Source organism: Variovorax sp. 10L426 (genome assembly GCF_056395305.1).
Genome location: NZ_JBFTJF010000002.1, coordinates 23,642 through 49,621, shown reverse-complemented (window position 1 = coordinate 49,621; position 25,980 = coordinate 23,642). Strand labels below are relative to the sequence as shown.

23 protein-coding genes are annotated in these 25,980 nt (G+C 64.1%); 10 read left to right on the top strand and 13 right to left on the bottom strand.

Translation table 11 applies throughout. The features are described 5' to 3' along the window. The first annotated feature begins 1 nt into the window (after position 1). Both paoC and AC1DHL_RS02910 read left to right on the top strand, forming a co-directional pair. Entirely contained in the window at positions 2-2,200 is a 2,199-nt protein-coding gene (gene paoC / locus AC1DHL_RS02915) for an aldehyde oxidoreductase molybdenum-binding subunit PaoC (RefSeq protein ID WP_478160485.1), read from the top strand. Positions 2,201-2,219: 19 nt separating this feature from the next. Then, the gene (locus AC1DHL_RS02910; RefSeq protein WP_478160483.1) at positions 2,220-2,921 is read left to right on the top strand and encodes a DUF899 family protein; all 702 of its coding nucleotides are present in this window, start codon (positions 2,220-2,222) and stop codon (positions 2,919-2,921) included. Between the two features lie 13 nt (positions 2,922-2,934). Here AC1DHL_RS02910 and AC1DHL_RS02905 read toward each other — a convergent pair whose 3' ends face one another. Next, positions 2,935-3,858, bottom strand: a complete 924-nt coding sequence (locus AC1DHL_RS02905; RefSeq protein ID WP_478160481.1) for a LysR family transcriptional regulator — start codon at positions 3,856-3,858, stop codon at positions 2,935-2,937. A gap of 188 nt (positions 3,859-4,046) precedes the next feature. On the opposite strand from AC1DHL_RS02905, the gene AC1DHL_RS02900 reads away from it, so the two are divergent. The 7 genes from AC1DHL_RS02900 to AC1DHL_RS02870 are packed head-to-tail and all read left to right on the top strand — an operon-like array spanning position 4,047 to position 11,854. Beyond that, on the top strand, positions 4,047-5,492 hold the full coding sequence (locus AC1DHL_RS02900; protein ID WP_478160479.1) for an MmgE/PrpD family protein: 1,446 nt from the start codon (positions 4,047-4,049) through the stop codon (positions 5,490-5,492). Next, entirely contained in the window at positions 5,489-6,481 is a 993-nt protein-coding gene (locus AC1DHL_RS02895; RefSeq protein WP_478160477.1) for a tripartite tricarboxylate transporter substrate binding protein, read from the top strand. Before AC1DHL_RS02900 ends, AC1DHL_RS02895 begins: the two co-directional genes overlap by 4 nt. 11 nt (positions 6,482-6,492) lie before the next feature. Continuing rightward, the gene (locus AC1DHL_RS02890; protein WP_478160475.1) at positions 6,493-7,752 is read left to right on the top strand and encodes an acetyl-CoA hydrolase/transferase family protein; all 1,260 of its coding nucleotides are present in this window, start codon (positions 6,493-6,495) and stop codon (positions 7,750-7,752) included. After that, positions 7,749-8,528, top strand: coding sequence for an enoyl-CoA hydratase/isomerase family protein (locus tag AC1DHL_RS02885; protein ID WP_478160473.1), 780 nt, complete (start codon positions 7,749-7,751; stop codon positions 8,526-8,528). The genes AC1DHL_RS02890 and AC1DHL_RS02885 overlap by 4 nt, the downstream gene beginning before the upstream one ends. Positions 8,529-8,568: 40 nt before the next feature. Further along, positions 8,569-9,747: an acyl-CoA dehydrogenase family protein gene (locus tag AC1DHL_RS02880; protein WP_478160471.1), complete on the top strand. Its 1,179-nt coding sequence runs from the start codon at positions 8,569-8,571 to the stop codon at positions 9,745-9,747. Between the two features lie 2 nt (positions 9,748-9,749). Next, positions 9,750-10,613 carry an HpcH/HpaI aldolase/citrate lyase family protein gene (locus AC1DHL_RS02875; RefSeq protein ID WP_478160469.1) on the top strand — a complete coding sequence of 288 codons (864 nt, stop codon included), beginning with the start codon at positions 9,750-9,752 and terminating at the stop codon, positions 10,611-10,613. Positions 10,614-10,648: 35 nt separating this feature from the next. Further along, positions 10,649-11,854, top strand: a complete 1,206-nt coding sequence (locus tag AC1DHL_RS02870; protein ID WP_478160467.1) for a CaiB/BaiF CoA transferase family protein — start codon at positions 10,649-10,651, stop codon at positions 11,852-11,854. Positions 11,855-11,885: 31 nt separating this feature from the next. On the opposite strand, the gene AC1DHL_RS02865 is transcribed toward AC1DHL_RS02870, so the two are convergent. From AC1DHL_RS02865 to AC1DHL_RS02820, 10 genes are all read right to left on the bottom strand, one after another. Continuing rightward, positions 11,886-13,670: an IlvD/Edd family dehydratase gene (locus AC1DHL_RS02865; RefSeq protein WP_478160465.1), complete on the bottom strand. Its 1,785-nt coding sequence runs from the start codon at positions 13,668-13,670 to the stop codon at positions 11,886-11,888. Further along, on the bottom strand, positions 13,667-14,431 hold the full coding sequence (gene xylB / locus AC1DHL_RS02860; RefSeq protein ID WP_478160463.1) for a D-xylose 1-dehydrogenase: 765 nt from the start codon (positions 14,429-14,431) through the stop codon (positions 13,667-13,669). The genes AC1DHL_RS02865 and xylB overlap by 4 nt, the downstream gene beginning before the upstream one ends. 33 nt (positions 14,432-14,464) lie before the next feature. Next, complete coding sequence (locus AC1DHL_RS02855; RefSeq protein WP_478160461.1) at positions 14,465-15,625, bottom strand: fumarylacetoacetate hydrolase family protein; 1,161 nt, start codon at positions 15,623-15,625, stop codon at positions 14,465-14,467. 36 nt (positions 15,626-15,661) lie between these two features. After that, on the bottom strand, positions 15,662-16,303 hold the full coding sequence (locus AC1DHL_RS02850; protein ID WP_478104598.1) for a ThuA domain-containing protein: 642 nt from the start codon (positions 16,301-16,303) through the stop codon (positions 15,662-15,664). Positions 16,304-16,333: 30 nt separating this feature from the next. After that, entirely contained in the window at positions 16,334-17,431 is a 1,098-nt protein-coding gene (locus AC1DHL_RS02845) for a Gfo/Idh/MocA family protein (RefSeq protein WP_478104596.1), read from the bottom strand. 22 nt (positions 17,432-17,453) lie between these two features. Beyond that, on the bottom strand, positions 17,454-18,935 hold the full coding sequence (locus AC1DHL_RS02840) for a glycoside hydrolase family 5 protein (RefSeq protein WP_478160459.1): 1,482 nt from the start codon (positions 18,933-18,935) through the stop codon (positions 17,454-17,456). Positions 18,936-18,953: 18 nt separating this feature from the next. Then, positions 18,954-20,015 carry an ABC transporter ATP-binding protein gene (locus AC1DHL_RS02835; protein WP_478104594.1) on the bottom strand — a complete coding sequence of 354 codons (1,062 nt, stop codon included), beginning with the start codon at positions 20,013-20,015 and terminating at the stop codon, positions 18,954-18,956. Positions 20,016-20,024: 9 nt separating this feature from the next. Further along, entirely contained in the window at positions 20,025-20,837 is an 813-nt protein-coding gene (locus AC1DHL_RS02830; protein WP_478160457.1) for a carbohydrate ABC transporter permease, read from the bottom strand. Between the two features lie 31 nt (positions 20,838-20,868). After that, a complete protein-coding gene (locus AC1DHL_RS02825; protein WP_478104591.1) occupies positions 20,869-21,816 on the bottom strand; it encodes a carbohydrate ABC transporter permease in 948 nt (315 codons plus the stop codon). A gap of 73 nt (positions 21,817-21,889) precedes the next feature. Then, positions 21,890-23,170, bottom strand: a complete 1,281-nt coding sequence (locus AC1DHL_RS02820) for an ABC transporter substrate-binding protein (protein WP_478160455.1) — start codon at positions 23,168-23,170, stop codon at positions 21,890-21,892. Positions 23,171-23,349: 179 nt separating this feature from the next. On the opposite strand from AC1DHL_RS02820, the gene AC1DHL_RS02815 reads away from it, so the two are divergent. Then, a complete protein-coding gene (locus AC1DHL_RS02815; RefSeq protein ID WP_478160453.1) occupies positions 23,350-24,624 on the top strand; it encodes an ROK family protein in 1,275 nt (424 codons plus the stop codon). Between the two features lie 21 nt (positions 24,625-24,645). Here AC1DHL_RS02815 and AC1DHL_RS02810 read toward each other — a convergent pair whose 3' ends face one another. After that, positions 24,646-25,629, bottom strand: a complete 984-nt coding sequence (locus AC1DHL_RS02810; protein WP_478160451.1) for an aldo/keto reductase — start codon at positions 25,627-25,629, stop codon at positions 24,646-24,648. Further along, positions 25,626-25,898 carry a cupin domain-containing protein gene (locus AC1DHL_RS02805; RefSeq protein WP_478160449.1) on the bottom strand — a complete coding sequence of 91 codons (273 nt, stop codon included), beginning with the start codon at positions 25,896-25,898 and terminating at the stop codon, positions 25,626-25,628. Before AC1DHL_RS02805 ends, AC1DHL_RS02810 begins: the two co-directional genes overlap by 4 nt. Positions 25,899-25,980 lie beyond the last annotated feature (82 nt).

The following is a 25,980-nucleotide window of genomic DNA, read 5'->3' as shown; positions in this document are numbered from 1 at the left end:
GATGAGATTCGACACACCCGCCACCACGAATCCGATCGACCAGCTGAAGGTGGTCGGCCGGCCCACGGACCGCGTCGACGGCCCCCTGAAGACCACGGGCACCGCGCCCTACGCCTACGAGCGCCATGACGTTGCGCCGAACGCGGCGTACGGCTACATCCTCGGCGCCGGCATCTCGAAGGGCCGCATCATGTCGATCGACCAGAGCCGCGCCAAGGCGGCGCCTGGCGTGATCGCCATCATCACGGCCGAGAACGCCGGCAAGCTGGGCAAGGGCAACTTCAACACCGCCAAACTGCTCGGTGGCCCGACCGTCGAGCACTACCACCAGGCCATTGCGCTCGTGGTCGCCGAGACCTTCGAGCAAGCGCGCGCGGCCGCGCAATTGCTGCGCGTCGAATACGACCGCGGGGACGGCGCTTTCGATCTCGCCGCGGCGAAGGTTTCGACGGAACGGCGTACCGCGGATCGCGACAGCAAGGTCGGGGACTTTGCCGATGCGTTCGCCAAGGCCGAAGTGCAATTGGACGAGACCTACTCCACGCCCGACCAATCGCACGCCATGATGGAGCCGCACGCGACGACCGCGTCATGGAGCGGAGACAGGCTCACCATCTGGACATCGAACCAGATGATCGCGTGGACCACGGCCGACTTGGCGACGACGCTGGGCATCCCCAAGGAAAACATCCACCTCATGTCGCCGTACATCGGCGGCGGGTTTGGCTCGAAGCTGTTCCTGCGTGCCGACACGGTGCTGGCCGCCCTCGGCGCGCGCGCCGCCCACCGCCCCGTGAAGGTTGCCTTGCAACGGCCGCTCATGGCGAACAACACCACCCATCGCCCGGCGACGATCCAGCGCATCCGGCTCGGCGCCACACGGGAAGGCAAGTTCACGGCCATTGGCCACGAGAGCTGGTCCGGCAACCTGACCGGCGGCAAGCCCGAGAACGCGGTGCAACAGACCCAGTTGCTCTATGCGGGCGAGAACCGCCTGACCGGGACCCGGCTCGCGTTGCTCGATCTGCCCGAAGGCAATGCGATGCGCGCGCCGGGCGAAGCGCCGGGGCTGATGGCGCTGGAGATCGCAATCGACGAGATGGCCGAGCGGCTCAACATGGACCCGGTGGACTTCCGTGCGCTGAACGACACACAGGTCGATCCTGCCAACGCGGACCGGCGGTTTTCGCAACGACATTTGATCGAGTGCATGCGCACCGGCGCGCAGCGGTTCGGCTGGGCACAGCGCAGCGTGAGGCCGGCGCAGAGGCGCGAAGGCCGCTGGTGGATCGGCGTCGGGATGGCGGCGGCCTTTCGCAACAACCAGGTCACGAAGTCGGGCGCGCGAGTGCGCGTCGATGGACGCGGCATCGTGACCGTGGAAACCGACATGACCGACATCGGCACGGGCAGCTACACGATCATTGCGCAGACCGCGGCGGAGATGATGGGCGTGTCGCTCGACCGGGTGGTCGTGCGTCTCGGCGACTCCTCCTTTCCGGTGTCGTCGGGCTCCGGCGGGCAATGGGGTGCCAACTGCTCCACAGCCGGTGTGTATGCCGCCTGCGTCAAGCTGCGCGAAGCCATGGCTCAGCGCGTGGGCCTCGACGCGGCCAGCGCCACTTTTGCGGACGGCATGGTGCAAGCGGGCGGGCGCGGCGTGAAGCTCGCGGAGGTGGCCGGCGAGAGCGGCATCGTGGCGGAGGATTCGATCGAATTCGCCGAGCTGAACAAGCGCTACCAGCAATCCACCTTTGGCGCGCACTTCGTCGAAGTGGCCGTGGACGCCTACACCGCGGAAGTCCGCGTGCGGCGGATGCTGGCCGTGTGCGCGTCGGGCCGCATCCTCAACCCCAAGACGGCGCGAAGCCAGGTGATCGGCGCCATGACCATGGGCGTGGGCGGCGCGCTCATGGAAGAGCTGGCAGTGGACAAGCGTCAGGGCTACTTCGTCAACCACGACCTGGCCGGCTACGAGGTGCCCGTGCATGCTGACATTCCGCACCAGGAAGTGATCTTTCTGGACGAGACGGACCCTGTCTCCTCGCCGATGAAAGCCAAGGGCGTGGGCGAACTCGGCATCTGCGGCGTGGGCGCGGCGGTTGCCAATGCGATCTACAACGCGACCGGTGTGCGCGTGCGGAACTACCCGATCACGCTCGACAAGCTGCTTGGGCGGATGCCTTCGCTGGCGAGCTGAGCAAAAAAGGAGCAAAGGCATGAAAGAAGGACTCACCCCCGCCACAGAGCTGGCGAAGAAGGCGAAGAGGCCGTTCCCAGGTTCGTCTGCCGAATACGACGCCGCGCGGCAGGCGCTGTTGGCGGAAGAGATCGAGTTTCGTCGCCACATGACACGCATGGTCGAGCAACGCCAGGCGCTGCCGCCTGGGCCCGTGATCGAGAAGAACTACCGCTTCAAGGACGAACAGGCCTTCGAGGTGGGGCTGATCGATCTTTTTGGCGACAAGGACACGCTCGTCACCTACTTCTGGATGTACGGGCCGCAGCGCGAGCGGCCATGTCCGATGTGCACCAACTTGCTCGGCCCGCTGAACGGCAATGCGGCCGACATCAAGCAGCGCGTGGCACTCAAGGTGCTCGGGCGTTCGCCGGTCGAGCGGCAATACGCCTTCGCACAGGAGCGGGGCTGGCGTGACCTGAACTTCGTGCAGACCGTAGGCGACGACTATGCGAAGGACATTGGCGTCCTGCAGCCGGATGGAAGCGAATACCCGGCGTTGATTGTGTTCAAGCGTGAAGGCGACAAGGTCCGGCTGTTCTGGGCGGGTGAGATGACCGGCGAAATGGCCGATCCCGGCCAGGATCCGCGCGGCGCGCCTGACATCGCTCCGCTCTGGTTGATCCTGGATTTGACGCCGGGCGGGCGCGGCACGGATTGGTATCCGAAGTTGCAGTACTGAACCACCCGGGGCTTCAGCGCGCGGCGTCGCCGTGTGGAGAGGTCGGCGTCATGTCGGGCCACACCTGTGCCGCGGCCGCCAGGAACGCGCAGACCAGCGGATCGTTGAGCCGGCTGGTGAGATGGGTCACGAAGAGCGGGAACTCGGCGGACGCGATGGGCGACGTGGCCAGCACGCCATGGGCCAGCCCCTGCGTGACATGCTCCTCGCGCATCAACATCAGGCCCACGCCGGCCTCCAGCATCGCGCGCCCCAGGCTGGCGTTATCGAAGCGCGCGACGGTATTGAGCTCGAGGCCGCGCTCGTCGAAGAGTTGCTTCAGCATCGTCGAATAGGCCAGGCTGCTGTCCGTCGGGCAGATCCACGGCAGCGCGGCCAGCTCCGACCAGTTCGCTCGCTCGATCTGCTCTTTCCACGCCGCAGGCCCCGCCACCCGAAACGGAATGGTCGTGAGCTGGTAGTAGGTGAAGGCGGCCACCGTGGGTCGCCCGAGCAGGAGGCCGATGTCGAACTCGCCGGTCTTCAGTCCTTCCTGGGTCCCCGAGGACGGGCGCGCGCGCAAGTCGACGCTGATCAGCGGGTGCGCTGCGCGCAGGGCGGCGATGACTTCGCCGATGCGGCTCGACGCCGGGTCGCTCGTCGAACCCAAGACGAGGTGCCCTTCGATCTTGCCGTGGATCTCGCGCGCAAAGGACGTGAACAACGTGGCCTCGTTGAGCAGTGCCTTCGCCTTGCCCAGCAGGAGTTGGCCCGCGCGCGTGAGTTCGAGGCTGCGATTGGTGCGGATGAACAGCTGTGTGCCCAGGTTTTCCTCGACCGCGCGCACATGGGCGCTGGCGGCCGACTGGCTGACGTGCAGACGCTCTGCGGCCCGGGTGAGGTGCTGCTCCTCGGCGACCGCGACGAAGGTCCGCAGCTGCACGAGATCGATCAGCATGTCGCTTCCTGTTGAACCATGTTGTCTCCTGGGTCAATGCTACCCCTGAGAGCTTTCGGGCAGGGATCGTTCGCAATTCGAGCATACGGAGTCCCGAAAAAAGCCATGGACCTGTGGAGGTGCTGCTTCCTAAACTGACTCCCACACAGAGAGATCCGGCGCCTCGCCGGCTCGAATCGGAGACAACATTGACAGCCTTCAACAGTCCGCAGCGTTCCGCGAATCCGCCCGAGGACTTTGCGGCGGTGCTGAGCCGCTTCGCATGCAGCCTCTCGCTCGACAAGCTTGCCGCTCCGGTGATTGCCGCGGCGAAGATGAACCTGCTCGACACGCTGGCCTGTGCGGCGGCGGGTTCGAGCGCGCAGGCAGTGGCCGAGACGCGCGAGCTTGCTTTGGAGTGGGGTGGCGCGCAGCAGGCGACCATTCTGGGTTTCGGCGACAAGGTGCCGGCGCACCATGCGGCGTGGGTCAACGGCACGATGGCGCATGCGCGTGACTACGACGACACGCACGATGCAGCCGTTCTCCACGCGGGTGTGTCCGTCGTCCCGGCAGCGCTGGCGGCTGCGGAGCTTCGCGGTGGCGTGAGCGGCGCGGATCTCATCGCGGCGATTGCTGCGGGCCTGGAGACGATCTGCCGGCTGGGTGTTGCGACGCGCATCGGCATCGTCGAGAGCGGGTACATGTACACGTCGCTGTTCGGTCACTTTGCGGCGACCGTTGCCGCCGGTCGCGTGCTGGGACTGGATGCGACGCAGATGGTCAATGCGCTGGGCATCGCCTATTCGCAAGTGGCCGGCAATCACCAGGTGACGCGCGACGGCGCGCTCACCAAGCGCATGCAGCCCGGGTTCGCAGCGCAGGCAGCGCTGGTATCCGTGCAATTGGCTCAACGGAATGTGCGCGGCGCGCAAGCCACCTTCGAAGGAGCGGACGGCTTCCTGCGCGTGTACCTGCACGATCGTTGCGACCGCGAGGTATTGCGCGACGGGCTGGGCGAACGCTACGAGTTCACGCAGCTGAGCTACAAGCCCTACCCCTGCTGCCGGCTGAATCACACCGCCATCGACGCTGCGTTCGCGCTGCGTTCCGTTCGGGGCGTGAGCGCCGACCAGATCGAGCGCGTTCGCGTCGGCGTCAATCACCAAACCCATGAAGCCGTGTGCACACCGATCGACGTCCGCAAGACACCGCGATCCGTCGTCCACGCGCAATTCAGCTTGCCCTACACGGTGGCCGCCGCGTTCGTCGACGGTAGTGTCCGGCTGGGGCACTTCGACGCTGCAACGATCGGCCGCAAAGAAATCCTCGCGCTGGCACAGCGTGTCGACCCCTATGTGGACGCGGACATCGAGCGCGAGTGGGGCCGCAATGTGTCCCCTGCGCTCATGCGTGTCGATATGCGCGACGGCTCGACCCACGCCCTGCGTGTCGACCAGCCGCTCGGCCATCCAGACCGTCCCATGACGAGCGCGGCGATGGATGCGAAGGCAGCGGACTGCTTTCGTGCCGCAGCCATTCCCTTGCCCGTCGATGCCGCAGGACGCTTGCGCGGACTCGTCGACGGCCTGGAGCGCTGCGAGGACGTCCGCGTGCTCGCACAAGTCCTGGTGCCCGAAGGAGACAAGCCATGAATTCCATGAATCGATTGACACGCCGGGTCGCACTCGTGGCCTGCGCAGCCGCTTTCCTTGCTCCCGCCCTCGACGCACAAGCGGCGTCGGGCACTTGGCCCGAGCGGCCTATCAAGCTCATCGTTCCATTCGCCCCGGGCGGCAGCAACGACAACATTGCCCGTGTGGTCGCGGCCAAGCTCGGCGGCCGACTCGACCAACCCGTCATCGTCGAGAACCGCGGTGGCGCGGGCGGCACCATGGGCACGGACTACGTTGTCAAGGCACCGGCCGATGGCTACACGCTGCTTTTCGCGTCGAGCTCCATCACGACAAATGCCGCCGTCGGCAAGAAGCTGAACTACGACCCGCTGAAGGACCTCGCACCCATCGGCGAGATCGGCGCCGGCCCCTTCGTCGTGGTGGTTGCCAATGACGTCAAGGCGAAGACCTTCGCCGAGTTCGTCGATCTGGCTCGCGCCAAGCCCAAGAGCATCAGCTACGGCTCGGCAGGCATCGGCGGAATCAATCACCTCGGGACCGAACTGCTGGCGTCGACTGCCAAGATCGAACTCGTGCATGTGCCCTACAAGGGCATCGCGCCGGCCTTCACCGACCTGATGGCCGGCACCCTGCAGATGCTGTTGCCGAGTCTTGCATCGGCCGTGCCCTATATCCACGAAGGAAAGATGCGCGGACTGGCGGTGACCAGCGCACAACGTTCCGCGCTGGCGCCCGAGCTTCCCACCGTGGCCGAGGCCGGCCTGCCGGGCTTCCATCTCGAAGTGTGGTGGGGCCTTGCGGGCCCGGCGAAATTGCCGGCGCCGGTGGTGAAGCGACTGAACGACGAGCTGAACGCGGTGCTGGCCTTGCCCGACGTCAGCGCCCTTCTCGCGCGTGAGGCTGCCTCGGCGCAGCCGGGGACGCCCGAGGCCTTCGGCAAGGTGATCCGCGAAGACTTCGTCCGCTGGAGCCGATTGATCAAGGACGCGCACATCCAGGCCGAATGACGGAACAAGCCATGTCTCGAACCATTGCCCTCGACAGCCTTCGCTTCGCCGACTACCTGCGGCCGCACGACGTGATCGGCTGGCCACAAGGCCCCGGCGAACCGCTCGCACTCACGGAAGCGCTGGTGGCCCAGCGCGCCAATCTCGTGAAGCCCGAGCTCTTCTTCGGCCTGTCCGCATCCGACACGCTGCGGCCGGAACTCGGCGATCACTTCGCCTTCCGCGCCCTCAATGGTGCGGGCGGCAGCCGGCGTGTCACGTCGATGGCGGAGATCTTTCCGTGTCATGTCAGTTCGATTCCATCGCTGCTGCGCAACGCGACACTCCGTCTGGACGTGATGCTGATCCAGGTCAGGGCGCTGCCGGCCGGCGGCTTCAGCCTCGGCATCGTTTCCGACTTCACCCAGGCCATGATCCAGCGGGCTCGCGTGGTAGTCGCCCTGGTGAATCCTGCGTTGCCGGCGCTTGCGGGCGACGCGTGCGTGGACGGCGCCGACATCGACCTCTTCGTGGAGAGCGATGACCGGATCATCGACATGCCCGACCCTGAGCCCTCCGACGTGGAAAACGCAGTGGCCGGGCAGGTCGCTGCGCTCATCCCGGACCGGGCGACCATCCAACTCGGCGTCGGTACGCTGCCGGCGGCCGTTGCGCGCGCACTCGCCGGGCATCGTGAACTCGGGGTGCACAGCGGCGTCGTTTCGGACGTCCTGGTAGACCTGGTCGAGCAAGGCGTGGTCACGAATGCTCACAAAGGGCGTGACGCCGGGCGCACCGTGACCGGCGGCCTGTTCGGAACGCAGCGGCTGCGCGACTTTGCCGAGCGCAGCGGGCTGATCGAGATGCGCAACGCCGAATACACGCACCACATCGCCGTCACCTCCTCCCTCTCGCAGTTCCACACCATCAATTCGGCGATCGAGATCGATCTCACCGGGCAGGCCAATGCCGAGATCGCGGGTGGCCGGTATCTGGGCGCAGTGGGTGGCCAGGTCGACTTCGTGCGCGGTGGCGTGGCGTCTCCCGGCGGGCGGTCGATCATTGCCTTTCCTTCAACCACGCCGGACGGCAAGCACTCGCGCATCGTCGCCTCGCTCGACGGCCGCCCCGTGACGACGGCGCGCAGCGATGTCGACGTCATCGTGACGGAATACGGTGCGGCCCACTTGCGCGGCTGTTCGCTGCAGGAGCGCGCGCGCCGGCTGGCTGCCATCGCCCACCCCGACCATCGCGACGCGCTGCTTCGCGGCTCGGCCAAGGAACAAGCATGAATCAAGACCTCTTTCTCGACGACCTGGGTGAAGGCGTCTTCCAGATCCGCCTGGAGCGACCCGAACGCATGAACGCGCTCGGCGTTGCGACGGTCACGGCCTTGCATCAAGCGGTGGACGAAGCTGCGGAGAAGCATGCGCGAGTCCTTCTGTTGCGCGGCAGCGGCCGCGCGTTCTGCGCGGGTGCCGACCTGAAGGAACGCAAGGGGATGGACCTGGCCGCACGCATGGCGCACAACGCCGGGATCAACGCTGCGGTCAACGCCGTCGCGGCATCGCGTTGCGTGACCATCGCAGTCCTCAATGGCCTCGCGCTCGGCGGTGGCCTGGAACTCGCACTGGCATGCGACCTGCGGATCGCCGCAGCCGGCGTCACCCTTGGATTGACGGAAAGCCGCGTCGGCGCATTTCCCGGCGCGGGCGGCACGCAGCGGCTGCCGCGGGTCGTCGGCGTGAGCCGCGCACTGCAGATGATGCTCAGCGGCGAACCGGTCACCAGCGAGTACGCGCTGAACATTGGCCTGATCAACGAAGTGGTCGCGCCCGAGGGGCTCGATGACCGCGCAGCGACGTTCGCCAGGTTGCTCGCGACCCGGTCGGCCCCTGCCCTCTCCGCCATCAAGCAACTGGTCTACGGGGGCATCGAGGTGCCGCTCGCCGAGGGCCTTCGCCTCGAACGCGCGGCGCTCCCGGAAATCCTCGGCTCGGCCGACTACGCCGAGGGCCTCGCGGCTTTCGCAGAGCGGCGGCCGCCGCGCTTCACCGGTGTCGCGTGACGAGCGACGCCAGCCATCCATTCACCAAAGGAATCATGAAATGAGCAACCAGAGACTTCTACTCACCGAGGAACAACGCGCACTGATCGGCACCGTCCGCTCGCTCGCCAAGGACAAGGATTTCCGCGGAAATTCGATCAAGTACCTCGATGGCACCTATCCCTGGGACAACCTCAACGCACTGGCGAAGATCGGCATCCTGGGCATGTCGATCCCCGAGGAGTACGGCGGCTCCAACCTGCCGGTGTTCGACACCGCGCTGGTCATGGAGGAAGTCGCCAAGCACTGCTACAACACCGCGATGGGATTGATGGGCATGGTGGGCGTGCAGGTGCGCGTCATCACCACCTATGCGCCGGAAAGCATGAAGCGCGACATCCTGCCGAAGGTGTGCTCGGGCGAAGCCCACCTGGCCGTCTGCATGACCGAGCCTCATGCCGGCACCGATGTTCCGAACTACAAGACGAACACCGTCATCAAGGGCGATCGCGCCGTGGTCAATGGCGTGAAGACACTGATCAGCCGCGCCAACGAAGCCGAGTGGTTCGTGGTCTTCACGCGCATCAACGGCACGCCCGGACGCGATGGCATCGGTTGCGTGCTCGTGAACCGCAACACGCCCGGCTTCGAAGTGACGGCGCGCTATCACACCATGGGCGGCGAATACCTCGCGGAGATCCAGTTCAACAATTGCGAAGTTCCGGTGGAGAACGTGGTCCTGCGCGAAGGCGGGTTCAAGAAGCTGCTGTCCGCGTTCAATACGCAGCGCTGCCTGAACCCCAGTGTGTCGCTGGGCATGGCCGAGGCTGCCTTCGAGGAAGCCATCACCTACGTGCGCGAGCGGCAGATCCGTGGGCACGCCGTCTCCGAATTCCAGGGTATCCAGTGGAAGCTCGCCGAGATGTACCGTGACATCGAGGCGGGCCGCAGCTTGTTGTACCGCGCGTGCCTCACGGCGAACCCGTTTCCGGACCCGCACGATGCCGCCATCGCCAAGATGTTCGTCAACGAGATGGCGATCCGGGTCAGCAGCGAAGCGCTCCAGGTGCACGGTGGCTACGGGTTTTGCGACGACTACCCGATCTCGCGCATCTACCGCGGGGTTCGCTACGGGACGCTGGGCGGCGGCGCCACCGAAGCGCTCAAGGACCTGGTCGGCAAGAAGCTCGTCAACGACTTCGACCCGGTGGACGGCTTTCTCTCCATGGGCACCTTCTGATCATGCGCTCGCTGCTCTTCGTACCGGGCCACGACGCGCGCAAGCTCGCCAAGGGGCTTGACTGCGGCGCCGATGCGCTGATCCTCGACCTCGAGGATGCGGTGCCCGAATCCGAGAAGTCGCGGGCCCGTGGCATCTGTGCAGAGTTCGTGCAGGCGCATCACGAGCGGCTTCCCCTGTTCGTGCGCGTCAACGCGTTGTCGACGGGCCTCACGCTCGACGACCTCGCCACGGTGGTCCGCGCTCGGCCCTACGGAATCATGCTTCCCAAGTGCGAAAGCGGTCGGGACGTAGCCCTCGTATCGGCATACCTTTCGGCACTTGAAGTGCGTGAAGGCCTGCAAGCGGGGTCATTGCGCATCCTGCCCATCGTGACCGAGAGCGCATCCGCCCTGCTCGACATGGGCAGCTACGCGAAGGAAGCCGGCGCGCGTCTGTGCGGAATGATGTGGGGTGGCGAGGACTTGGCGGCCGACATCGGCACCATCGCCAATCGCGACGCGCAGAGTCGCTACACCGCACCCTTCGAGTTGGCGAGGTCGCTGACGCTGATGGGCGCGACAGCCGCGCAGGTGGCCGCGGTCGATGCCGTCTACACCAACTTCCGCGATGCCGAAGGGCTTCGGGCCGAAGCCGCTGAAGCACTGCGCGACGGCTTCTCCGCCAAGGCGGCGATCCATCCCGAACAGGTCGGGCCAATCAACGAGGCTTTCACACCGTCGGCCGATGCCATCGACTGGGCGAAACGCGTGGTCGATGCATTCGACCAACTGCCCAACGCCGCTGCCGTCGCCTCGATCGACGGAAAGATGCTCGATCGCCCTCACTACCGCTCGGCGCAGCGGGTCCTTGCACGCGCACGCTGACCCCTCCTCAACCCTCGACAAATCCTGGAGGACTCATGCCCTCGACTTACCCGCTTTCCGGCCTCACCGTCATCGACCTTTCGCACGTCTACAACGGACCTTACGCCACCTTCCTCATGGCCATGGCGGGCGCCAACGTCATCAAGGTCGAGCCCTTCCAGGGCGAGCACCTGCGCAGCCGCGGCGACATGGGCGGCGCGGCCTTGCCCTTCGCCATGCTCAACTCCAACAAGCAACCGGTGACGCTGAATCTCAAGTCGGAACAGGGCCGCGAACTGCTGCGCGAGATGGTCGCGCGGGCCGACATCCTGGTCGAGAACTTCGCCCCCGGCGTGATGGACCGCCTGGGCGTCGGCGCCGCGGCCCTGCACGAGATCAATCCTCGCCTCATCTACGGTTCGAGCTCGGGCTACGGCAAGTCCGGACCCTACCGGGACTACCCCGCCATGGACCTGGTGATGCAGGCGATGTGCGGCGTCATCGATTCAACCGGCTTTCCCGACCAGCCGCCGGTCAAGTCCGGCGCAGCCATCTGCGATTTCATGGCGGGCATCCACCTCTACGGCGCGATCATGACCGCCCTCTACGAGCGCGAGCGCAGCGGCAAGGGCCGCGTGGTGGAAGTGTCGATGCAGGACGCAACCTATGCGTCGCTCGCGTCGAACCTGGGCATGCTGCACGCCCGGGGCGATGCGGCGCCGGCACGCACGGGCAACCGGCACGGCGGACTGGGGATCTCGCCCTACAACGTCTACGAGACGACCGATGGCTACGTGGTGCTGAATGCGCCGGGTGACCATCACTTCCGCGCAATCCTGGACGTGATGGGCCGATCGGACCTCAAGGATGATCCCCGCTTCTTCACCCGTACATCGCGCGTGGAACATACCGACGACGTCGATGCGCTGATCGAAGGCTGGACCCGGGCGCTCAGCAAGTACGAAGTTGCCGAGCGCATGCTGGCTGCCAAGGTCCCCTGTGCGCCGGTGCGCGAACTGGCCGAGGTGATGCGCGACGAGAACATGCACGCGCGCGGCAGCCTGCAGTGGGTCGAGCACCCCGACCTGGGAAAGGTGGTGCTGCCGAACTCGCCGCTCGTGTTCGAAGGCAGCGATCGCCGGCCGATCGAGCCCAGCCTTCCGCTGGGCGCCAGCAACCGTGCGGTCTTCGGTCTGTGGCTCGGCCATTCGCAAGAGGAACTTGCCGTGCTCGAGGAGGCGGGTGTCATCGGCGCGTCCTAGCCGTCCTTGCACGGCAATGGCGTGGGCAAGATCAATGATTGTGACGAGGCTGTGTGTCGGCCACACCGCGATACTTGACCGCCAACTCCATGCAGGCGCCCGAGTCGAGCTGCCCGACTGTCGCGCGATAGATCTCCTGCCATGGCGTCTGGCTCGACCGGATCGACGGTATCCCTTCGCCCTTGCGGCGCGCGATCTCCTCGGCGGACACCAGCATGTTGCATTGTCCGGCGGAGAGGTCGATGCGGACGACATCTCCCGTGCGCAAGTACGCCAGCCCGCCGCCGACGGCACTCTCGGGCGAAGCGTTGAGAATCGACGGACTGTCCGAAGTCCCCGACTGCCTCCCGTCTCCCAACGTGGGAAGGCTGGTGATTCCGCGCTTGAGCAGCGCATCCGGCGGCTGCATGTTCACGACTTCAGCCGACCCAGGCCAGCCGACGGGCCCTGCACCGCGTATCACGAGGATGCAGTTCTCATCGACGGCGAGCGCAGGGTCATTGATTCGTGTGTGATAGTCGTCCGAGTCCTCGAACACGATGGCCCGGCATTCGAACTTTCCCTCCGCGCCCGGACGGCTCAGGTAGCGTGCGCGAAACTCTTCGGAAATCACGCTGGTCTTCATGATCGCAAAGTCGAACAGATTGCCGCCGAGCACGAGAAAGCCTGCCTGATTCTTGAGAGGACGCGCGAACTCGCGAATCACCTCCCGATTCGCGCTCTGTCGACCTTCGAGATTCTGTTCCATCGTCTTGCCTGTGACAGTCGGACGCGCGCCGCGCAACATGCCCGCCTGCTGGAGTTCCCACATCACGGCCGGGACGCCTCCCGCGCGATGAAAGGCCTCGCCCAGGTACTTGCCCGCCGGTTGCATGTTCAACAGCAGCGGCACATCGAAGCCGAACTCGGTCCAGTCACTCGGACGCAGTTCCACGCCCGCATGACGCGCCATGGCCATGAGATGCGGCAGCGCGTTGGTGGAGCCGCCGATCGCGGAGTTGACAACGATCGCATCGAGAAATGCATCCCGCGTGAGGATCGACGAGGGCCGCTTGTCCTCGAAAGCCAGCTCGACAATGCGGCGCCCGGTTTCATAGGCGATTTGCCCTCGTTCCCGGTACGGCGCGGGAATCGCGGCGCAGCCCGTCAATGACAGGCCAAGCGCCTCCGCCAGCGCATTCATGGTCGAGGCGGTTCCCATGGTGTTGCAGTGCCCCACCGAAGGCGCCGACGCTGTGGCGATGTCCATGAACTTGGCCTCGTCGATCTGGCCGGCGGCCAGCAGTCTTCGACTCTTCCAGATCGCCGCCCCGGAGCCCACGAGTTCTCCTTCGAACCAGCCGTCCAGCATCGGGCCGCCGGACAGCACGATCGTGGGAATGTCCACGGTCGCCGCGGCCATGACCTGCGACGGCGTCGACTTGTCGCAACCCGTCGTCAGCACGACGGCATCGATCGGGTAGCCGTGCAGGATCTCGACCAACGCCATGTAGGCCAGGTTGCGGTCGATGGCCGCCGTCGGCCGCCTGCAATTCTCGAAGGTCGGATGGACGGGAAATTCCATCGGAATGCCTCCGGCGTCGCGGATGCCGTCACGCACGCGCTTTGCCAGTTCCAGATGAACGCGATTGCACGGATTCAGATCGCTTCCGGATTGCGCGATTCCGACAATGGGCCTGCCGGAGCGCAGTTCCGCCGGCGTGACGCCGTAGTTCATGAAGCGCTCGAGATAGAGCGCCGTCATGTCGATGTGATCGGGATTGGCGAACCAGTCTTGCGATCGAAACCGGCGAGTGGGGCGGGTACCTTCTGTCATGCGCCGTGCCAGCCTGCGTCCACGTAGTACTCGCGGCCGGAGCATCGGGCCGCATCGTCCGACGCAAGAAAGAGCGCCATCGCCGCAACGTGCCCAGGGTCGACTCTTTGCTGCAGACACTGCGCCGCCACGACCTTCGCCTCACTTTCCGGCGATTGCCAAAGCTTCATCTGACGGGGCGTGCGCACTGCACCCGGAACAATGCAGTTGACGCGGATGTTGAAGCTGCCCAGATCGCGTGCCAACCCCTTGGTCAGTCCCTCGATGCCCGCCTTGGCGGTCATGTAGATCGACAGACTGGCCAGCGCGAGGTGCCACGAGATCGAGCCGAGGTTCAGGATCACGCCGCCGCCCGCTGCACGCATTCCGCTCGAGACAGCCTGCGCGCAGAAGAACTGGTGCCGCAAGTTGACGGCGATCCGCTGGTCCCAGTAGTCCGTCGTGACGCCGTCGATTTCGTGCCGGTCGTCATTCGCCGCATTGTTGATGAGGACGTTGATGGGTCCCCCCGAGGCCTCGATCGCCGCGAAGGTCGCCTGGACGGCCTGGATGTCGGTCAGATCACATCGGTGAAAGACAGGCGGATGCGCGGCGTCGCCGAGTCTCGATTGAAGCGCACGGCCTTCCGAGTCGGCAATGTCCAGAAAGAACACTTGGGCACCTTGCCGAGCGAAGGCCTCGACCATGGCCGCACCGATGCCGGAACCCCCGCCGGTGATGACGACTCGCTTGCCGGCGAGGCTCGGATAGATGGCAGACATTGATGAGTCCTTTTTGTTGATTCGGGTCGTGCCTCAGGAAACGGCAATGCCGCGGGAGGACAGATTCCGGTAAAGCGCCCGGACCCCGAAGGTCCAGGGCGCGATGGCGTCGGAGCGTTGCACGTGATTGATCAATGCGCCCAGCGACGGCGTGGAGATCGTCACGCGGTCCCCGAGGCGGTGGGTGAAGCCCTTGCCCTTGGCGCCTCGGTCCTGGATGGGGGAGAACATCGTGCCGAGAAACAGGAAGAAGCCGTCCGGATACTGGTGGTGGCCACCGCATGTCTGCCGCACCAGATCAGCGGGGTCGCGGCTGATCTCGGCCATGCGGCTGGATCCTTCCAGCTTGAAGCCGTCGTCCTGCCCTTCGATGGTCAGGCTCACGGTGGCCGCGCGGATCGTGTTCAGCGTGAAGTTCTCGTCGAAGAGACGCAGGAACGGTCCAATGGCGCAGGAGCCGTTGTTGTCCTTGGCCTTGCCCAGCAGCAGGGCACTGCGGCCTTCGATGTCCCGAAGATTGACATCGTTGCCCAGCGTCGCGCCGACGATTTGCGCGTGGCTGTTGACCGCCAGCACGATCTCGGGCTCAGGGTTGTTCCACGACGAACTCGGGTGCAATCCGACGTCTCCGCCGAATCCGACCGCCGACATGGGTTGCGCTTTCGAGAACACTTCGGCGTCCGGGCCGATTCCGACCTCCATGTACTGCGACCAAGTGCCCTGGCGCATGAGTTCACACTTGAGTGTTTCCGCTTCTGGCGAGCCTGGCCGAATGGCCGACAAGTCCGATCCGATGGTGCGCTGAATGTCGTCACGAATCTGCGCGGCTCTCGCGGCATCGCCGCCGGCCTGCTCCTCGATGACGCGCTCCAGCAGGCTCACGGCGAAGGTGACGCCACATGCCTTGATGGCCTGCAGGTCACATGGGGCCAGGACTCTCTGGGCGCCGGGGTCCAACCAACTGGCGGCATCGCCCAGGGGTTCACCCGGACAGGTGCGGGCGAAATCCAGAAGGTCTTCTCGCTCCAGCAGATCCGACACCGTGGGCGCCGAGCTGGTGATGTCAAAGACCTGGCCGGCGCGAACCACGACGACGCAAGGGCCGTTGACGTTGGCTTCACGCCAGACGCGGCCGACCAACAAGGCGCGAGAAACGTCGGCGGGAAGAAATGAGGAAGTGAAAGTTGATGGCATTCGAAAACTCGGAATCAGCGACAGGAACCCGTGGTGTCAGCGCGCCGCCCAGAGCATGCCGCGCTCGAAGATCGTGCGCATCTGCGGCACCTCGAACTCCTTGGCGACATGGCCGAGCGCGCTATAGAACACCCGCCCTTCTCCGTGTCGGCGTTTCCATGCCACCGGCATCACCACGCCATCGATCCATGGCGCGTGTTCGCCGGTGAACGTCGTCGTCGCCAGCACCTCGTTCGAGGGGTCGACGTGCATGTAGTACTGCTCCGAGTGGTAGTCAAAGTCGCCGATACCCTTCATCACCGGATCGTCCGGCTTGGTGATGTTGACGCGGAAGTCGATGACGTTTCCGGGATGGGCGACCCATTGACCCCCTGTCATGAACTGGTAGTCGACCGCCTCGCGAAAGGCGTCGCACATCCCGCCATGAAAGCCCGCGAGGCCGACGCCTTCGCGCACTGCACCGGTCAGGTTGGCGAGTTCGTCCTTTTCGACCTTGGCCATCGTGATGATCGGAACGATCAAGCTCAGGTCTGCGATGGCAGGGTCCGCAAAGGCCTTCGTCGACGTTTCGACACGGACCCTGAAACCGTGCGCCGCCAGCATGTCCGAGACGATCTTCGCGCCCTGCTCGGGCTCGTGCCCACTCCAGCCGCCCCACACGATCATGGCTTCACGCATTTGATTTACCTTTTCAATTCACTGAGGCGTTCAGCCCAGGGCGCCGGCCGAGAATGCGGTCGGCAAGATTTGCGGCCGCTCGGGCCGGGTCTCGATGCTCACGTGGCGGCCGAGCCGGGACGAAGTCTCGAACGCCTCCATCACTTCGAGGACATGCAGGGCCAGTTGGCCTGACGCACGGTGCGGACGGTTGGTTCGAATGGCATGCGCCATGTCGGCCACTCCGATGCTTCGATAGTTCCCGTCTCCGTAGGCATGTCCGATGGGTTGGTCAGCCCACTCCTGTCCGGCTTGGGCGAGCTGGATCGTGCCGCCGAAGTAGTTCGGATCCGGCACGATCATGCTGGCCTCGGTGCCGTAAAGCTCGATGGGTACATGGCGGTGCTTCGGCACGTCGAAGCTGGTGGCGATGGAAACGATGGCGCCCGACGCAAATTCCATGGTGCCGGCGACATGGGTGGCCACTTCAACGTCGATCCTGGTGCCCTTGAGCGGCTCGCTGGTGATGAGGCGCTCGCTGCGCACACGCGAGGTCGACCCGGAGACGCGCGCGACAGGCCCGATGAGGTTGACCAACGCCGTGATGTAGTACGGCCCCATGTCGAGCATCGGACCGCCACCCGCGGCGTAGTAGAAGGCGGGATTCGGATGCCAACGCTCGTGACCGGGACACATGAAAGTCGCCGTGCCAGCCACGGGCTGGCCGATCGCCCCTTCGTCGACAAGCTTGCGACAGGTCTGATGCGCCCCGCCCAGAAAGGTGTCAGGCGCACAACCCACGCGAAGGCCCCGCTTGTCGGCAGCTTCGAGCAGCGTTCGTGCGTGGGATGTCGTGAGAGCCAACGGCTTCTCGGAATGGACATGCTTCCCGGCGGCCAGCGCCATCAGGCCGACCTCGACGTGCGCCGCTGGAATCGTCAGGTTGACAATGATCTCGATCGCGGGGTCGCGCAACAGTTCATCGACCGAGAAAGCCTTGAGCCCGAACTGTGAAGCACGCGCCTGCGCTGCCTCTGGCTTCATGTCGGCAACGCCTCGGATATCGAGGATCGGAAACTTCGTTGCGGCTTTCAAGTAAGCCTCGCTGATGTTCCCGCAGCCGATGAAGCCAATACCTACCTTGTCCATGAATGATCTTTCAGTGAATCTGTCAGTCGGTTGACGGCGTCGGGAAGGACGAATACTTCCTCACGATGCCGGCGAGTTCATCGTTCACCTTGCACTGTTTCAGCGAGAACGAAGAGAGGACCTGATCAATCTGCGACTCCGACAAGTCCTTGAACAGACTGGCGTAAGTCCGCTGCATCAGGGCGCTCGTGTAGAAGCAAAGCACCGCCGAACTGAAGCACGTACGGTTGTAGTTCTTCGTGATGCTGTCGTCGCCGATGACCTCGTAGATCTGCTCCGCCAACCTTGCGGTTTCCTGCTTGACGGGCGTCGGGGGCATCCACGCCATCCAGTCGTCAGCGCCCAACTGCTCCTTCTTCCGGATGAAGTCCCCGACCCGCTGCCTGTACTCCGACTCGGGGTCGAGAGTGACCAGGCCCATGACGCCGACGTCCTTGTAGGTCCAGGTGGTCCAATGCGCGCCATGGCGCTCGAAGATGCCGATCTGGTCGTCCATGGCACGAAGTCGGTCCGGCACGCCCTCCGACCCTCCGTTGTAGACCGACCCGAACTCTCCGACCCACAAGGGGACGCCGTGCTTCTTCGTGAACACGGTCCCTTCGTGACTCTGGAACACGGCCTCTTGCTTCGCCAGGTCCCAGTGCTCCGGGCCATCGCTTCGGAGGGGTCCCGCGTTGATCGTTCCGGGATACTGACCTGGACCGAAGCCCGCGATGGTGTAGTTGTGGCTGCTGTAGACAAGGTTCTCCGCGAACGGCGCTTCCAGCCCGGCGAACAGGTAGGAATATCGATCGCCTTCCAGAAAAATGATGTGCTTGGGATCGATCTCCCTCACTGCGGCAACGGCCCGTCGATAGACGACGTTCATCAGATCCCAGTCCGGACGATAGTTCTTCTGGACATTCCAGGGCACGTCGCCAAACTGGTTGTTCACGCAAGGCTCGTTCATCAGGTTGAATCCCGCGACGACGGCTTCGTCCTTGTATCGCCTGGCGATCTCCTTCCACAGGGCAATGAACCTGTCCTGGTAGTGCGGGTTGTGCCAGAACAGGCTGTGCCTGTTGGCGTTGTCCGAATGCCAATGCACGTTCTGCCAACCCTGAACAGCGTGAAGGTCGAGGATGGCGTAGAGGCCGTGCTTCTCGCACCACCGGAGCACCTGCGTCAGCCGTTGGAAGCCGGCCTCCTTGTAGGCGAAGGGTTGATGGTCGTCTTCGAAATGCCTGTAGTTCAGGGGGAGCCTGACCACCGTGGTGCCAAGGCTCTTGAGGTATTCGATGTCCGCTTCATTGAAGAAGTGGTCGTGAAATCGCTCGAAGAAGAATTCGGCCTTCGATTTCCCCAGAACCTCGGCCATCTCGACGCGTAGCGTGTGCTCCGCGCCGGAGAACCCATTGATGAAGTCCTCCATGTTCATCCAGCCGCCGACACAAGTACCCCTGAGCCGCACGCTCTTGCCTCGCGCGTCGACGATCTGGTTGGCCTTTACGTTGAGAAAATCCATTGCCCTGCTCCTGTTGCATCAATTGATTCGTTGCTCGGTCGCCGCGTCGAACAGATGCGCGTGTTCGCTCTGTGCGGCGATCCGGATGACTTCGCCGGGGCCCGCGGTGATGCGCTCGCGGAAGACCGCGGTGATCGCCTGTCCACCAAGCTGTGCCATCACCTGGGTCTCGGAGCCGGTCGGCTCGACCACCTCCACAGTGATCGGGAAACCTGCGCTGTCGAGCGCAAAGTGCTCAGGCCGGATGCCGTAGACCGCCGGCAGTCCCGGCGTCGCTGTCGGTGCATTCGAGAAAGGCAAGGTCAGGCCACCGGACCCATCGACCACAAACCCTTCTCGCTCCACCTTGCCCTTGATGAGGTTCATCGCAGGACTGCCGATGAAGCCGGCAACGAACAAGTTGCTCGGACGGTCGTACAAGTCCAGTGGGGCGCCCACCTGCTCCACGACACCGTCGTGCAAGACCACGATCTTGTCGGCCATGGTCATGGCCTCGACCTGGTCGTGGGTCACGTAGACGATGGTGGTTCCCAGGCGCTGGTGCAGCGCCTTGATCTCGGTGCGCATTTGCACCCGCAGCTTGGCGTCGAGGTTGGACAGCGGCTCGTCGAACAGAAACACCTTGGGGTCGCGAACAATCGCCCGGCCCATTGCGACGCGCTGACGCTGGCCACCGGAGAGTTCCTTCGGCAGGCGACCCAGCAACGGCTCCAGACTGAGGATCTTCGCCGCACGCGCCACCTTCGGTTCAATCTCGCTCTTCTTCGCGCCGCCCATCTTGAGCGAGAAGGCCATGTTCTGCTCGACCGTCATGTGCGGATAGAGCGCGTAGCTCTGGAACACCATCGCGATGTCGCGTTCCTTCGGTGCGACATCGTTGACCACCTTCTCGCCGATGCGGATCTCGCCACCCGAAATATCCTCGAGCCCGGCAATCATCCGCAGCAGCGTCGATTTTCCGCAGCCCGAGGGGCCGACGAGGATCACGAACTCGCCGTCATCGATTTCGACATCGACGCCGCGGATGACGGACACCGGGCCATAGTCCTTCTGGACTTTTCTGATACTGACCGAAGACATGATTGATCCTTATCCTTTGACAGAGCCGGAGGTCAGGCCGGCCACGATGTGCTTTTGCGCGGCAAAGAACATGATCACGGCGGGAAGAATCGTGAGCGTGATGAATGCCAGCACAAGGTTCCAGTCGGTCGAGTACTCGCCCTGGTACGCCATGATTCCGAGAGGCCACGTATAGAGCGTCTCTCGGTTGAAGACCACCAAGGGCAGCAGGTAGGAGTTCCAGCTGTGCACGAAGACGATCACCGACACCGTCGCGAGGATGGGCCTCGACAGGGGCAGCACGATGTGCCAGAAAAACCTGAAGTAGCCGCAGCCGTCGATCAATGCCGCCTCGAACAATTCCGCCGGCAGTTGCTTGAAGTAGTTGCGGAACAGCAGGATGCTCGACGCCAGTCCAAAAGCAACCTGGGGCAAGACGACGCCCCAGTAGTTGTCCAGCAGGCCCAGGTCCCGGATCTGGATGAACAGCGGCAGGATCGCGGTCGCAGCGGGGAACATCAACCCGAGAAGAAGGTAGTTGACGAGGAAGGTCGAGCCGAAGAACTGGATGTGCACGAACACGAACGCCGCCATCGCCGAGACCATGACCGTCAAGATGACTGTCAGCACCGCGATCACCGCGGAGTTACCCATCAGTTGCCAGTAGCGACTCCCGCCCAGGATGTCCCAGTAGTTTCGCCACTCCCATTGCGCCGGAAACCCGAAGGGATTGACGCGCAGGTCGCCGAGCGTCTTGAATCCGCCCAGGACGGTTGCGACCAGTGGGATCAGCACCAGGCCGGCGACAAGGAACAGCGCTGCGTAGCGAACGACCGGCGACATGGACGCAGACTTCGGCGCAGATGAATCGTGACTAGTCATGGCGCATCAGAACCCGCTTGTAGCCAAAGGCGAAGACCACGCAGATCAGGAACAGGACAACACCGACGGCACTGCCGAATCCGATCTCCATGCGCGTGACACCGTAGTTGTAGAGGAAGGTCACCATGGTCTGCGTGCTGTCGGACGGGCCACCCTTCGTCAGCGGCATGATGAGATCGAACAACTGGATCGATCCCAGGATCGCGAAGAACACCGACAGCCTGATCGTCGAACCAAGCAACGGAACCGTGATTCGGCTGAAGATTTGCCAGCGTGACGCGCCGTCGATACGTGCGGCCTCGTAAAGGCTGCGATCGATCTGCTGCAATCCGGCGATGTAAAGGATCATGTGGAAGCCGAAGTACTTCCAGATCACGACAACCATGATGGCGTACATGGCGAGGTCGGGCTCGGACAGCACGTAAGGCGCCGTCGCTCCGAACGATTCCCAGATCTTGGCCAGCAAGCCGTAGTCGCCGTCGTAGACAAAGCGCCAGATCAGGCCGGCCGCGATCTCCGCCAGGATGTACGGCAGGAAGAAGATCAACCTGAACGTGGTCGTGCCGCGCACCCGATCGGCGAGCAATACCGCCATCGCCAGCGCCAATGGCAACTGCACGGCCAAGGACCCCACGATGATCAGCAGGTTGTTGCCGAGGGCCGTGTGGAACGCAGGGTTCTTGAAGAGGTCCACGAAATTCCGCAAGCCGACGAAATTCGTGGGGACACCGTAGCCGTTCCAACTGAAGAAGCTGTACCAGCCGGCAGCCCCCATCGGGAAGGCGACGAACAAGGTGAACAACAAGATCGCCGGCGGCAGAAAGAACAGCACCACCGTCGTTGTGCCGCCGACTCGTTTGGATGGCTTGCGACGCCAGGCCCGCGACCAGCCTGTCGGGGCGGCCGCCACGGCACCTGCACTGTGATCGATCGTCGTCACGATTGCTCCTTCCCTGTCTACGCGTATCGAGTGCCGGCGCCTGAGTCGCGGTCGTGTGGGTCGTGTGGATCGATCAGTTGGTGCTGTTGGCGCGCTGCCAGGCGGCTTGCACGGCAGCCGCTGCATCTGCCGGCTTCATCTTCCCCGTGGCGAGGTCGACCGACACGTCATTGACGACCGCACCGACCGACGGGCCAAGCATCTGGTCGTAATAGATCTGGTGGTAATGGGACTTCGCAACGTTGTCTGCCAATTGGCGAAGAATGGGGTTGGCGATGGCATCCTGCGTTCCATTCACCACGGGGATGTAGGAGCCGCGTTCAGCCGGCACCCGTTGATTCTTTGCCTCCGAGAGGAAGCGCAGGAATTCGACGGCCTCCTTCGGAGAGCCCTTGGTGACAAGCCAGCCGTTCATTCCGCCCAAGGTGTCGCTCGGGTCGCCCTTGCCTCCCGCAACGACCGGGAACGGAAACCATCCCAGCTTGTCCTCGGGAATGCCGAGCTTGTTTGCAGAGTTCGCCTTCATCGAGCCGAGCATCGCGTTCAGCATCAGGACCATTGCACCCTTGCCGTCGCCGAACTGACCGGACGACTGCGGAAAAGTGCTGCCGAGGTAGCCCGGCTGAAAGGGCTTCAGATCCGTGAGTTGCTGGAACAACGTGCCCGCCTGCACGAAGGTATCGCTCGCAAAGCCCTTGCCCTCGCCTTGCATGGCAGCGTCGAACGCGCCCTTGCCTCCGAGTCGCAGGGCGAGATGCGACCAATAGAAATGCAGCGGCCACTTGTCCCCGCCGCCGACGATGATCGGCGTGGTTCCCGAGTCCTTGATCTTCTTCACTGCGCCGAGCAGGTCGTCCCAGGTCTTGATCGACCCTGCGTCGACACCGGCCTTTGCAAAGAGGTCCTTGTTGTAGAAAAACCCAACCTGGCCCAGCTGAAGCGGCACACCGTAGACCTTGCCGTTGACGGTATAGGCCTGCATGGCGGCTGGCATGAAGCTCTCGCGCCACTTTGCGTCCATGGGCGCCGATATGTCCTCGACGACGCCGGCCTTGATCTGATCCCTCATCGTTCCCCCACCCCAGCTGTACAGGATGTTGGGCCGATCGGGCGATTGCAGGAGCGTTGTCAGCTTCTTCTTGTATGACTCGTTCTCGAGGTACTGGATCTCGACCTTGACACCGGGGTGCGTAGATTCAAAACGGCGCGCAACGTCGTTGTAGAAGGCGCCGACGTCGGGGTTCTGGTCCACGTGGATCAGACGAACGGTCGTGTCGGCGGCAAAGACACCGGCAGAGGACAACCACATCCCCGCGGCAAGCACCGCAGAAGAAACCAACTTGATGTTTCTCATAGTGTCTCCTATTTGTTTGATGGCCAAACAAATGTGCCATCGGGCGGGGGCGAGGTCACTAGGGAATACACTGACAGTGCTGGATTTCCTGGTTGGCGTTACGCTTCCATCTGTTTCCGCCTAGCCGATGACGGCCAAGGATCGCCATGAACCATCTGAAAAATCGAAACGAGAGAGCATTGATTCGACCAGCAGCCGTAAGGCGCGCGAGCACGCCGAAAGAGCAGATGTCGTCGCCAACGCCGGTCAAGGGAGACCAGGCGCTCGTCAAGAGCATCAATCGCATCGCCCTGCTTCGCCTGCTTCGCGAGCACGCTGGCATCTCGCGCGCCGACCTGTCCGAGCGCAGCGGCTTGACGCGATCGACGGTCAGCCTGCTCACCAAGGAACTCATTGACGAAGGGTGGCTGGCCGAGGCGGACGCATTCGTGACCGGCACCGTCGGACGCCGGCCTACGCCCTTGAGCCTCGCCGGGAAGGACATGGTCTTGCTCGGCGTCGATCTTGGACCCGACGCAGTCCAGGTCGTGGCGACATCGATCCATGGGGAAATTCTCGAGGCGAGCCAGGCGGCCCTTCGATCGAAGGATCCGGACGAGGCGTGCCACCAACTCGTCGAGATGGCCACCGCCCTCTCCGCGAAGATGGCACGCGGCGGTTCGCGCCTCCTGGGCATCGGCGTCGGGCTGCATGGCCCGGTCGACAAGCGTTCGGGCATGCTGGAATTTGCGCCGAACATTGGCTGGCGCCATGTCGAGATTGGCCGCCGACTTGGCGCGGAACTCGCACAGGCAGGTCTGGCAGACGTCCCGGTCTACTATCACAACGAAGCCGACCTGGCCGCGGTCGGCGAGACCGAGTTTTGTGAGCGACCGGTCGACGATCCCCTGGTCTACGTCAGCTGCGGCGTTGGCGTCGGCGCAGGCATCATCCTCAACCACGCGCTGTTCACGGGCGCCAGCGGTTCGGCAGGCGAAATCGGCCATACGACCCTTGTGATCGACGGACAGCCCTGCTCATGCGGTCGTCTCGGTTGCGCAGAGGCTTACATCGGGCTCAAGGCCGTCGCAGCAGCAGCAGGCTGCTTTCAGGACGACGCCATTGACCGGCGTGCGCTGCGTGCGCGCATGAGCACCCGCGATCCGGCCACACGGGCCGCTTTCGCGCGAGCTGGCACCTATCTTGGTGTGCTGCTCCAGAACGCCTGGACGACCTTCAACCCGCAGGTGATCGTCCTGGGCGGGGAGACGGTGACCCTCGGCGGTGACACGCTGCTCGATGCGGCCACCGAGGTGCTTTCCCGATACGCTCTAAGGGCCGGCCTGACGGCCCCGCTGGTGAAGACGGCGCGGTACTCCGACCTGGCAACCGCCGTTGGCGGTGCTGCTTATGTCCTGCATGCGATGCTCAATCCTCACCAGCCCGCTCTGCATTCGCATTACGTTGCAAATTAGTTTGATCCTCGCATCAATTACTCATCGGCCGACAAGCTTCTGCCGGTCAGCCGAGTAACGGGCACCCTGGACCGGGACCGTCGACACTGCCGCCTCGATCTCCGTCAGATCTTCCGGCGACAAGACAACCGATGCGGCGCCTGTGTTTTCTTCGAGGCGCTGAAGCTTGGTCGTGCCGGGGATAGGCACGATCCACGGCTTTTGAGCGAGCAACCATGCGAGCGCAAGCTGGGCAGGCGTGACCTGCTTGCGCGATGCGATGCCGGCCAGGACGTCGACCAGCGCACGGTTCGCCTGGCGCGCCTCCGGCGCAAAGCGCGGCACCGTGTTGCGAAAGTCGTTCGCGCTGAACGACGTCTGCGCGTCGATCGCGCCGGTGAGGAATCCCTTTCCAAGCGGGCTGAACGGTACAAAGCCGATGCCCAGTTCCTCGAGCACCGGGAGAATCTCCTTCTCGGGCTCGCGCCACCACAACGAATACTCGCTTTGGAGCGCAGCGACAGGCTGCACGGCGTGCGCACGGCGGATGCTGTCGACGCCGGCTTCCGAGAGACCGAAGTGCTTCACCTTGCCCTCACGGATCAGGTCCTTCACGGTTCCGGCGACCTCTTCAATGGCGACCTGCGGATCGACGCGGTGCTGGTAGAACAGATCGATGCGGTCCGTCCGAAGCCGCTTCAACGCTTCGTCGGCAACGTGCCGGATGCGTTCCGGCCGGCTGTCGAGGCCCTTGCCGGTCTCGCCGTCGCGAAAACCGAACTTGGTCGCGATCACGACCTTGTCGCGCATCGGCTGCAGCGCTTCGCCGACCACACCTTCGTTGATGAAGGGGCCGTAGGCCTCCGCCGTGTCGAAGAACGTGATCCCTCGATCGAAGGCGGCGCGGATGAGCTTGACGGCGTCCGCCGTATCGGTGGCAGGACCGTAGCCGTAGCTCAGGCCCATGCATCCGAGGCCGAGGGCGGAGACCTCCAGGCCACTATTGCCGAGTTGCCGATGCTTCATGACTGGCTCCCGTACTGCGTGTCACTGACTTTCTCGAGCCAGTCGACCGCCTTGCCGTCCGACAACTCGGTGATGGCCATGTGCGTCATGGCGGTGGTCGGCGATGCACCATGCCAATGCTTCTGGCCCGGCGGAATCCAGATCACGTCGCCGTCGGCCGGCCCTTTGGCAGAGGCCTGGGAACCATTGCGTGCGATTTGCAGGGCGTTTTCGCTCTGCTCGTTCTGCGCGACTGCCGAAGCAGCCATCGAAAGGGAAATTGCAGTCATTGCGAGGGATTTCATGAAACGGACTTTAGGCCGCGAACATGGCGGCGACTAGACCGTGCAACCTTGAAAGACTGGCAAGCCG

Coding starts and splice junctions, on each gene's coding strand:
- AC1DHL_RS02855 (WP_478160461.1), bottom strand. CDS start 15,625: ATGCCATCAACTTTCACTTCCTCATTTCTTCCCGCCGACGTTTCTCGC.
- AC1DHL_RS02890 (WP_478160475.1), top strand. CDS start 6,493: ATGTCTCGAACCATTGCCCTCGACAGCCTTCGCTTCGCCGACTACCTG.
- AC1DHL_RS02895 (WP_478160477.1), top strand. CDS start 5,489: ATGAATTCCATGAATCGATTGACACGCCGGGTCGCACTCGTGGCCTGC.
- AC1DHL_RS02880 (WP_478160471.1), top strand. CDS start 8,569: ATGAGCAACCAGAGACTTCTACTCACCGAGGAACAACGCGCACTGATC.
- AC1DHL_RS02820 (WP_478160455.1), bottom strand. CDS start 23,170: ATGAGAAACATCAAGTTGGTTTCTTCTGCGGTGCTTGCCGCGGGGATG.
- AC1DHL_RS02905 (WP_478160481.1), bottom strand. CDS start 3,858: ATGCTGATCGATCTCGTGCAGCTGCGGACCTTCGTCGCGGTCGCCGAG.
- AC1DHL_RS02845 (WP_478104596.1), bottom strand. CDS start 17,431: ATGGACAAGGTAGGTATTGGCTTCATCGGCTGCGGGAACATCAGCGAG.
- AC1DHL_RS02835 (WP_478104594.1), bottom strand. CDS start 20,015: ATGTCTTCGGTCAGTATCAGAAAAGTCCAGAAGGACTATGGCCCGGTG.
- AC1DHL_RS02875 (WP_478160469.1), top strand. CDS start 9,750: ATGCGCTCGCTGCTCTTCGTACCGGGCCACGACGCGCGCAAGCTCGCC.
- xylB (WP_478160463.1), bottom strand. CDS start 14,431: ATGTCTGCCATCTATCCGAGCCTCGCCGGCAAGCGAGTCGTCATCACC.
- paoC (WP_478160485.1), top strand. CDS start 2: ATGAGATTCGACACACCCGCCACCACGAATCCGATCGACCAGCTGAAG.
- AC1DHL_RS02840 (WP_478160459.1), bottom strand. CDS start 18,935: ATGGATTTTCTCAACGTAAAGGCCAACCAGATCGTCGACGCGCGAGGC.
- AC1DHL_RS02810 (WP_478160451.1), bottom strand. CDS start 25,629: ATGAAGCATCGGCAACTCGGCAATAGTGGCCTGGAGGTCTCCGCCCTC.
- AC1DHL_RS02805 (WP_478160449.1), bottom strand. CDS start 25,898: ATGACTGCAATTTCCCTTTCGATGGCTGCTTCGGCAGTCGCGCAGAAC.
- AC1DHL_RS02910 (WP_478160483.1), top strand. CDS start 2,220: ATGAAAGAAGGACTCACCCCCGCCACAGAGCTGGCGAAGAAGGCGAAG.
- AC1DHL_RS02870 (WP_478160467.1), top strand. CDS start 10,649: ATGCCCTCGACTTACCCGCTTTCCGGCCTCACCGTCATCGACCTTTCG.
- AC1DHL_RS02850 (WP_478104598.1), bottom strand. CDS start 16,303: ATGCGTGAAGCCATGATCGTGTGGGGCGGCTGGAGTGGGCACGAGCCC.
- AC1DHL_RS02865 (WP_478160465.1), bottom strand. CDS start 13,670: ATGACAGAAGGTACCCGCCCCACTCGCCGGTTTCGATCGCAAGACTGG.
- AC1DHL_RS02830 (WP_478160457.1), bottom strand. CDS start 20,837: ATGTCGCCGGTCGTTCGCTACGCAGCGCTGTTCCTTGTCGCCGGCCTG.
- AC1DHL_RS02885 (WP_478160473.1), top strand. CDS start 7,749: ATGAATCAAGACCTCTTTCTCGACGACCTGGGTGAAGGCGTCTTCCAG.